Genomic DNA, 8526 nt, shown 5'->3' on the forward strand with positions numbered 1-8526 from the left:
GTTTTCACTGTTAAAGCATAAAATTTGGACGAAACATCTATATGGGATGATGATGTGCTATGTCCAGCTCCGACGGACAGGAGGTCCTAGTGCCGACGAAGCCACAGGACGTGGCGCTTTAAGGCGGCCAGGCGCCATCGGCACAAGGATTAAGCCAATCACTTTTGAAGGCAAACTGCGCCTTCTTCAGCGCTCGTCTAGCTTTGCGCCGATAGACGAGCGCTTTGCGCTTTTCTTAACCGCCCGTACAGCTTTTTCTTTTCCGGCTCTTTCTACACCTCGATTCAAGCGAGCAATGGACAGTGCATGAACTCTATAAACAAAATATTCTTTATAAACTTAAAAGAGGTTATTTGCCAAATATTCACGAAATAAAATTGAGGGTTAAAATGAAAGCGAGTACATTTTGTGAGGAGGTTTCAAAATTGAGGAAAGAGTTATGGTTATGGTCTTTATTTACACTCGTTCTTTTATTTGCTGCAGGCTGCGGTAATTCAGCCAAAACCGGAGGCGGCAAAGGAGCAGATGCCGAATGGGAACCGTCCAAGCCCATTGAAGTCATTGCACCCGCAGGAGCAGGAGGCGGCTGGGATACGACAGCCCGCGCTATTTCCAAAGTACTTGATGAAGAAAAAATTATTAATCAGCGGCTTGCTGTCGTAAACAAGCCTGGCGGCGGCGGGGCAGTCGGCTGGTCGTACGTAGATGGAAAAAAAGGAGACAATCACTTGCTGTTTGTTACATCTCCCCCCATTTTCTTTGTTCCGTTAAATGGACAATCGGATTTGGGCCATCATGATTTCACTCCGATCGCTGCAGTCACATCCGATTATGCAGCTTTTATTGTACCCGCTGACTCGCCATTTGATAACATGAACGACCTGGTGGATGCCCTGAAAAAAGATCCAGGCTCCATATCAGTGGTCGGTGATTCCGCACCTGGAAGCATGGACCATATGCAGTTTGTAAAAGCCGTTCACGCTGCAGGAGTAGATGTTAAAAACTTGAAATACGTTTCTGCCCAAGACGGAGGCGGAATGGCCATGCTGCTGGGAGGAAAAGTCGATGTATATTCCACAGGTGTCGGAGAAGCGGTTGAACAGGCCCGCGCAGGAAAAGTAAAAGTATTGGCTATTACCGCTCCTGAGCGTTTAACAGATGAAGAGATGAAGGAATTCCCTACTTTGATAGAACAAGGCATTGAGGACGATTTTATCGTTTGGAGAGGAATCATGGGTCCAAAAGACATGGATGAAGCAGCCGTCAAATATTACGAAAATGCCATCAAAGAAATGATGGAAACAAATACCTGGGCCGAAGTCCGCGACAACTATGGATGGGAAGATAATTTCATGCCAAGCCAGGAGTTTAAAGAATTCCTTGATGAAGAATACGAGGAAATTGCTTCCTTGATGGAAGAGATGGGACTTAAAAAATAAACTGGATGCCGGAGGAGAGGCGGTTCTCTTCCGGCTGCTTAAAAAGAGGTGATCCCCATGAAAAACAGACCTGACAGATGGATAGCAGTTTTACTATTCATTTTTGGTTCGGTTTATCTGTTGTTGGCATTCCGCCTCCCGAAGTATCCTTATGCAATCGTTGACAGCGATGCACTTCCGAAGGGACTCGGCTGGCTGCTTTTGTTTTTATCGATCCTTTTGTTCATCAATGCCAAACAGGCGACAGCGGAAGAAAAGGAAAAAAGAAATATTGCGGTATCTGATATAAAAATGCTGTTTATTGTACTCGCTTCAACACTGGTTTATATAGGGATCCTGGAACCGATCGGTTTTCTCATATCCACCATTGCCTTCCTGATTATCATGCCTTTGGTGCTCGGTTACAAAAAGAAGGTAACGACGGTCGTGACTGCTGTTATATTTACGGGGCTTATTTATTACGCATTTAATTATTGGCTGCTCATATCATTGCCACAAGGCATTCTGTCATTTTAGGAGATGAGGATATAGACATGATTGAAAATATATTATACGGTTTTCAAATTGCACTCTCCATGGAAAATATAATTTATGCATTCATCGGAGTGTTCGTCGGCACAATCATCGGAATGCTGCCCGGATTGGGCCCTATGACAGCCATTGCGATTATGATTCCAATGAGTTACGGAATGAACCCTGCCTCAGCCCTTATTATGATGGCGGGAGTGTATTACGGCTCCATTTTTGGCGGATCGACCTCTTCTATTCTCCTGAATGCACCAGGGGTTTCAGGAACGGTTGCCACTTCATTTGACGGCTATCCGATGGCGCAGCAGGGAAAGGCTGGGAAAGCACTGGCTGTAGCCGCCATTTGCTCCTTTGCCGGTGGGACATTGAGTGTTATCGCTTTAATGCTCTTTGCTCCCTATGTATCCAAATTAGCTATCTCATTTGGTCCCACTGAGTATTTTGCATTGATGATTCTTGGGCTCAGTGCAATTGCCGGATTGTCCGAAGGCTCGACTGTTAAAGCACTTCTTTCCGCCTGCGTGGGCTTGATTGTTGCTACGATTGGAATTGATGGACAAACGGGGACTCAGCGATTCACTTTCGGAAATGCTTCGTTATATGAAGGCATTGACTTTTTGATTGTCGCACTTGGATTGTTTGCCTTGGCGGAAGTGGCCCAATTAGTCATCACACGCACCAAATCAATGTTTACGAACAAAACCTCAGTCGGCAGCCTAAGACTGAGTAAACAGGATGTAAAAGATATCTCCGGACCAGTCGGCAGGCATTCCATTCTAGGTTTTATCATCGGCGTCCTGCCTGGAGCCGGAGCGACAATTGCCTCATTTATGGCATACATGGGCGAAAGAAAGCTTAGCAAGGATCCTTCCTCTTTCGGGAAAGGGAATATCAAAGGGGTTGCCGCCCCGGAAACAGCCAATAATGCCGCAACAAGCGGTGCATTCGTTCCATTGCTGACTTTGGGAATCCCAGGTTCAGGAACGACGGCTTTACTGCTCGGGGCACTTCTCGTTGTCGGAGTGCAGCCCGGCCCGCTGATGCTGCAGGATCATCCGGATGTATTTTGGGGCGTGATAGCGAGTATGTATATCGGGAACGTGTTTTTACTGATATTAAATTTACCCGTCATTCCACTACTTGCAAAAATTTTATTCATTCCGAAACAAATACTGATTTCGCTAATTGTGATCTTCTGCCTAATTGGCGTGTATGCTGTCAGTTTTGATACAATTCATTTGCTTATACTCGTTCTGTTCGGCATTGTTGGATATTTCATGCGACTTTACGGATTTCCTGCCCCTCCATTCATCCTTGCCTTTATTTTGGGTGGAATGATGGAACAGTCATTCAGACAGGCGATGACGATTTCCAATGGTGCTTATACGGTTTTTTTGAAGAGCGGCGTCTCTTTGACCTTGCTCATCATAGCTGCACTTTCCTTATTTGGGCCTTCGCTATGGAATTTGATCAGAAACGGAAAATCTTTATTCAACAAAGATATTTCCCAGGGGGGATAAGGGTTGAAAGAAGAAATCACTATTTTATCACCCCAGGGGATGCTCGGATACGGGTATCCTCTGGAGTCACTTGAATACGGCTTGAGTCTTGAACCTGATGTGATTGCCGTCGATGCCGGGTCAACGGATGGCGGCCCTCACCGGCTTGGCATGGGAATCGGCGGCGTTAGCCGTTACGCCACAAAAAAAGACTTGGCGCCTTTAATAAAAGCCGGCAAGGAAAGAGGGATACCTCTGATCATCGGCTCAGCCGGAGGATCTGGCGCGAATTCCCGGGTACACTGGCTCGCCGACATCGTGCACGAAATAGGACTGGAAGAAAATATGACAATTCTTTCCGCTTTCATTTTTTCCGACATCCGGAGGGACTGGCTGAAAGAGAAATGGTTAAAGGGCGCTGTAAAACCTTGTGGCACCGCACCGGAACTGACAGAGGAACGTATTGACCAAACAACCGCGTTGGTTGCCCAGATGGGAATAGACCCCATTATAAATGCCCTTCATGAAAAACCGGATGTTATTATTGCCGGCAGAGCCTATGATCCGGTCATTTTTGCAGCACTCCCTATTTTATACGAATTTGACGAAGGACTCTCTTTTCATCTTGGAAAAATTTTGGAGTGCGGGGCGCTGGCAGCCTCGCCCGGTACGGCCAAAGATGGAATGATCGGCATTATCCGCAAAGATCATTTCCTCATAAAACCGGCCAACCAAATGAGGGCCTGTACCGAACAATCTGTAGCCGCACATACACTTTATGAAAAATCTCACCCATATTTGCTTCCCGGTCCCGGCGGCCTTCTTGATTTAAGCGGATGCACTTTTAAACAAATCGATGGAAGAACAGTAAAAGTGAGCGGCAGCCGCTTCATAAGGGAAACGCCTTATACGATAAAGGCAGAAGGTGTGATGAGGGCTGGATACAGGACAGTGCTTGTTGCCGGAGCAAGAGATCCTCTCTTTATTTCAAACTATGAAGCAATACTTAATAAGGCGATGCAGGATACGAAAGCTTTTTTTCCGGAGCTGGAAAAAGGAGAGGCTTCCATTTTTATAAAAACGTATGGAGTGGATGGGGTGCTTGGGCAGTTGGAGCAACATGATATGGTTCCGGCCGAAATCGGCATTGTTGTCGAAACAATCGCAAAGAACCAGGAACTCTCCGACAGCATTACAGCGTACCTGCGTGCCGATTTATTGCATCACGATTACCCCGGTCGCCTTTCCACTTCAGGAAACCTGGCCCTGCCCTTTGCGCCTCCTGAATTGTCCGGGGGACAAGCATATGAATTTTCCGTTTATCATACTATCGAATTGGATGAAGAAGACGAACTCTTCCCGGTTATGTATAAAACATTAGGGAGCGAACAAAATGGGTAAAAAAGTGTCTGATTTGGCGGAAGTAGTCCGAAGTAAAAATGCCGGGCCATTTGAATTGACGGTTGATATCCTTTTTTCTGACCAAAAAAATTATGATCTTGCCAAACACAGCGGATCATTCACGAAAGAAAGAATCGCCTCCTTATACGGGCTACGGCCGGAAAATATTGTTGAACTTATATTTTTTGACGCAGCCAAGGCGATTAAAATAACATTGCCCAGGCTGCATCCATCGGGATCGCCTGGAGAAAGGGACACGTACGGCGCGCAGCAATATGTCCCTATTCTTAATTTGCCGATTCGGAGTGGATGAGGGTATATCTCCTCTCCGGTCTCCCTACATTTCCGTAGGTAAGTTCAGGCTTAGCTTTTCCAATGGAAACCATATATTCCAAATATCGTCGGGAGGTAGTCCGGCTGACGCCGAGCTCTTTCCCGATTTCCTCCGCGGTTTCCCCTTTATATCGACCTTTCTTCATATAGGATTCGATTTTCTCCAATGTAATCGGGTCAATCCCTTTTGGAACGTTTTTCTCTTTCACTTCCGCCTCTTCTTCACGCTCTCTCTGAAAAAGTCCATCGACGATCCGCTGGTCTACATTGGCAGATTGATTGATTTTCAGTTTATAGCCTTTATATTTTTTCAATGTCCGCTCAAATCGTTCAAATACAATCGGCTTGATAATATAATCAAAGGCACCGCCCCTGATTGCTTCCGAAACATGTTTGATCTCCTTGGCAGCCGTGACCATAATAACATCAATTTGACAGGCTTCTTTTCGGATATCCCAAAGAAAGTCAATCCCGCTCCCCTCTGGAAAATAAACATCCAGTAAAATCAGGTCGGGCTGAACTATGGAGAGCAGCTTTTTCGCTTCTGTTATACTTGTTGCAATGCCAATCACCTTAAAATGTTCCATTTTCTTTAAATAAGCACTATGAATTTCGGCTATTTTTATATCATCTTCAACAATGAGAACATCTATTTCTTTCATGATAACCCTCTCAATTCTTTTTTGGGATAAATGCTGTAAATGTCGTCCCCTTCCCCTCCTCTGAATCGATTGTAAGGTAACCGTTTAATTGATCCAGTGCTCTTTTCACTAAAAACAGCCCAAACCCCCGATTCATTTCACACTTTGTCGTGTAACCCTTTTCAAAGATGCGCTCTTCCTTTCCCCTTGGAATTCCAGGCCCGCTGTCCATAATTTCAAAAATGATATCCTCGCCGATATCGGTTATAAATAATTCTACCGTTTTTCTTGATGTGTTTTGAACAGCCTCAAAAGCGTTGTCTATTAAGTTGCCTAAAATCGTTACGAGTTTCTCTCCTTTTGAATCATTGCCAAAAAAGGAGTGGAGCGAACTTTCCCGGTGTATCGAAAATGAAATTTTTAATTCTTGCGCACGGTTGTACTTGCCCAGAATGATTCCGGCAATCAACGGATGTGGGATTCTATCCATTATGAAGTGGACAAGATTTTCATAATCATGCGCTTCTGTTTGGATCAGGTCAAGCGCTTCTCCTGTTTTGCCGATTTGAATGAGCCCAGCAATCGTACTGAGCTTGTTGGAATATTCATGTGCTTGCGAACGCAGCGTATCTGCGTATTGATGAACTTGGGTAAGTTCTTTTGCCAGTACATCTATTTCATCTTTCAGGCGAAAACTGGCAACAGCCCCTGTTACTTCTTGATTATCGATGATCGGAAGCCTGTTCACAATCACTTCTTTGCCGTTTAAAATCGTTTCATCATCAAATTGAGGTTTTTTGTCAGCTAACACCTTCAACATTTTTGTATTTTCCAAGACTTGTTGAATCGGTATATTAGTATAGTCTTTCATCGGCTTTAAACCAAGAATATTGAATGCCCTTTCATTTATGGTCGTAATCTTTCCGTTTTTATCAACAGCGATGATGCCTTCCCTAACCGATTCTATGATCGCGTTCTTTTCCAGATACTGGAGGGCGATCTCCTCCGGCTCCAAGCCAAAGATCAATTTCTTTACTCCCTTTGCAATATAAAAGGCTCCCAATGACCCTATACACATGATAATTATAACAAAAAGAAAGATTTTCTTTAGATATTCAAGCACTATTTCGTCAATATTGTCTTCCAAAAAACCAACTGACACGACACCGATTACTTCGCCATGTTCGTTTTTTATAGGTACCTTTCCCCTGACTGAGGAACCAAGGGAGCCGACAGCACGCGATACATAGGCTTCACCATGTTCAAGGGCGCGTTCATTGTCATCGCCGACCATCTGCTTTCCGATTCTGTCCTCCTTCGGATGAGAATAACGGATTGTATCTTTATTCCCCACAACAACAAACCGGGCACCTGTATCTTTCCGTATCCGCTCAGCAATCGGCTGGATAATTTTTTCAGGATGGAGAGTATCGAAAGCCTCGATGATCTCCGGTATGTTGGCAACCGTCCTGGAAACACTCAATGCCTGCTCCCCTTTTTCTTTAATCATCGAATTGGAGAACGTGACAAAAAATTGTATAGATAATAGTAAAACTACCCCAATTAATAGAAAAAAGATCAATATGGAGATTTTCGTTTGCAGTTTGACCTTTTTCAATTTTTTCTTCCCCCCATCAATTGCCGTAAAATGATCCCAATATCCCACTCACCTCTTTCGGAATTGAACAGACATGAAGGAGCATCTCCTTGAACTACTATTTTATTCATTTTCTCCCATTCTCGCCAGTACCGGTAATGCTGATAAACTGAAAGAGAAGCTTTTTAATAACGAAAATTTTAAAGTACAATCTGAATCGCTCGTGCCACCAATCCGAGTTATCAGCATTTATAAGGCAACAATGGAGAATTCCAGGCCTGTTACATTAAAATATGCAGGCTCTTGAAAAAGAGGAAAAAGCCGGTCAGCATCGAATTAATAATTTGGAAGAATAAAACGAGAGGAATGACGGTTATGCAACAAAAAACCATTGCCACTTTCGAATGTGAGATCGTTCAGAAAGAATTGAAGCTGGTTGGACAAAGTATCACCGCAAACTTCCCGGACTCCTTCCCAGATGCTGCCATCAAGGTGCAAGAGGATTTTTTACAAAGAACAGACGAGATTCATAACGAAAAACATAAAGAAATATTGTTCAGCCCGTTTATGTGCAACGAAATTATCGCAACATATTTTGCCTGCCTTGAAGTGGATGAGATTGACCAGATTCCTGAAGGAATGATCGGGTTCAAACTCCCGATGACGAAATATGCAAAAATATCGTGCTCAAACAAAACAATAAGCGAAGGGTATGACGCCGTTTACGCCTGGATGCAAGAACATGGATACAAGGAGAAATGGTTTAACCATTCGAGCCCGGTGGAAATTTATTATATTGACGAAAATGCCGAGGAAGAACCGGCGGAGATATTAATACCAATTTATTAGACCGATCAGGCGGCCTTACATGTTAAGGCCGCCTTTATCGCTGTTTAAGAAAGCATAAGATGTTTTAGCTTTAAAATTTTGCACAAAGACTTTTGATGTCTAGCTCCAGCGCCTATCGACTAGCAGACTTCGCGCCTAATGTGCTCCTGCGGCGCAGCTTACTCGAGGAAGTATATGCTCACCTCGTCGCAAAGCTGCACGACGCCAACTCGAGGAAGCATCACACGAGGCCATCTCAA

At 44.3% G+C, this 8526-nt stretch carries 8 protein-coding genes; 6 read left to right on the top strand and 2 right to left on the bottom strand.

The window, feature by feature from the left end:
- Window positions 1–425: 425 nt before the first annotated feature.
- Genes FS666_RS07135 through FS666_RS07155 form a run of 5 tightly spaced genes read left to right on the top strand, consistent with a single transcriptional unit; the run spans window position 426 to window position 5180 of the window.
- Window positions 426–1439 carry a tripartite tricarboxylate transporter substrate binding protein gene (locus FS666_RS07135; protein ID WP_244943863.1) on the top strand — a complete coding sequence of 338 codons (1014 nt, stop codon included), beginning with the start codon at window positions 426–428 and terminating at the stop codon, window positions 1437–1439.
- Between the two features lie 57 nt (window positions 1440–1496).
- Window positions 1497–1955: a tripartite tricarboxylate transporter TctB family protein gene (locus FS666_RS07140; protein WP_144460831.1), complete on the top strand. Its 459-nt coding sequence runs from the start codon at window positions 1497–1499 to the stop codon at window positions 1953–1955.
- 17 nt (window positions 1956–1972) lie between these two features.
- A complete protein-coding gene (locus tag FS666_RS07145; protein WP_144460830.1) occupies window positions 1973–3487 on the top strand; it encodes a tripartite tricarboxylate transporter permease in 1515 nt (504 codons plus the stop codon).
- Window positions 3488–3490: 3 nt separating this feature from the next.
- On the top strand, window positions 3491–4867 hold the full coding sequence (locus FS666_RS07150; protein WP_244943864.1) for an acyclic terpene utilization AtuA family protein: 1377 nt from the start codon (window positions 3491–3493) through the stop codon (window positions 4865–4867).
- Window positions 4860–5180: a DUF4387 domain-containing protein gene (locus tag FS666_RS07155; protein WP_144460829.1), complete on the top strand. Its 321-nt coding sequence runs from the start codon at window positions 4860–4862 to the stop codon at window positions 5178–5180. Before FS666_RS07150 ends, FS666_RS07155 begins: the two co-directional genes overlap by 8 nt.
- Here the strand turns inward: FS666_RS07155 and FS666_RS07160 are convergent.
- Both FS666_RS07160 and FS666_RS07165 read right to left on the bottom strand, forming a co-directional pair.
- Complete coding sequence (locus tag FS666_RS07160; protein ID WP_144460828.1) at window positions 5155–5862, bottom strand: response regulator; 708 nt, start codon at window positions 5860–5862, stop codon at window positions 5155–5157. The two genes, FS666_RS07155 and FS666_RS07160, sit on opposite strands and share 26 nt — an antisense overlap.
- A gap of 10 nt (window positions 5863–5872) precedes the next feature.
- The gene (locus tag FS666_RS07165) at window positions 5873–7459 is read right to left on the bottom strand and encodes an ATP-binding protein (protein WP_144460827.1); all 1587 of its coding nucleotides are present in this window, start codon (window positions 7457–7459) and stop codon (window positions 5873–5875) included.
- 354 nt (window positions 7460–7813) lie between these two features.
- Between FS666_RS07165 and FS666_RS07175 the strand changes: the two genes are divergently transcribed.
- Window positions 7814–8287, top strand: a complete 474-nt coding sequence (locus FS666_RS07175) for a GyrI-like domain-containing protein (RefSeq protein ID WP_144460825.1) — start codon at window positions 7814–7816, stop codon at window positions 8285–8287.
- The last annotated feature ends 239 nt before the right edge of the window (window positions 8288–8526 follow it).

This window comes from Siminovitchia fortis, from assembly GCF_007681465.1.
In the GTDB taxonomy this organism is placed as follows: Bacteria; Bacillota; Bacilli; order Bacillales; family Bacillaceae_C; genus Siminovitchia; species Siminovitchia fortis.

Bases quoted from the DNA above. Each gene is read 5' to 3' on its own strand.
- FS666_RS07145 (WP_144460830.1), top strand. From the start codon at position 1,973: ATGATTGAAAATATATTATACGGTTTTCAAATTGCACTCTCCATGGAA.
- FS666_RS07175 (WP_144460825.1), top strand. From the start codon at position 7,814: ATGCAACAAAAAACCATTGCCACTTTCGAATGTGAGATCGTTCAGAAA.
- FS666_RS07140 (WP_144460831.1), top strand. From the start codon at position 1,497: ATGAAAAACAGACCTGACAGATGGATAGCAGTTTTACTATTCATTTTT.
- FS666_RS07155 (WP_144460829.1), top strand. From the start codon at position 4,860: ATGGGTAAAAAAGTGTCTGATTTGGCGGAAGTAGTCCGAAGTAAAAAT.
- FS666_RS07160 (WP_144460828.1), bottom strand. From the start codon at position 5,862: ATGAAAGAAATAGATGTTCTCATTGTTGAAGATGATATAAAAATAGCC.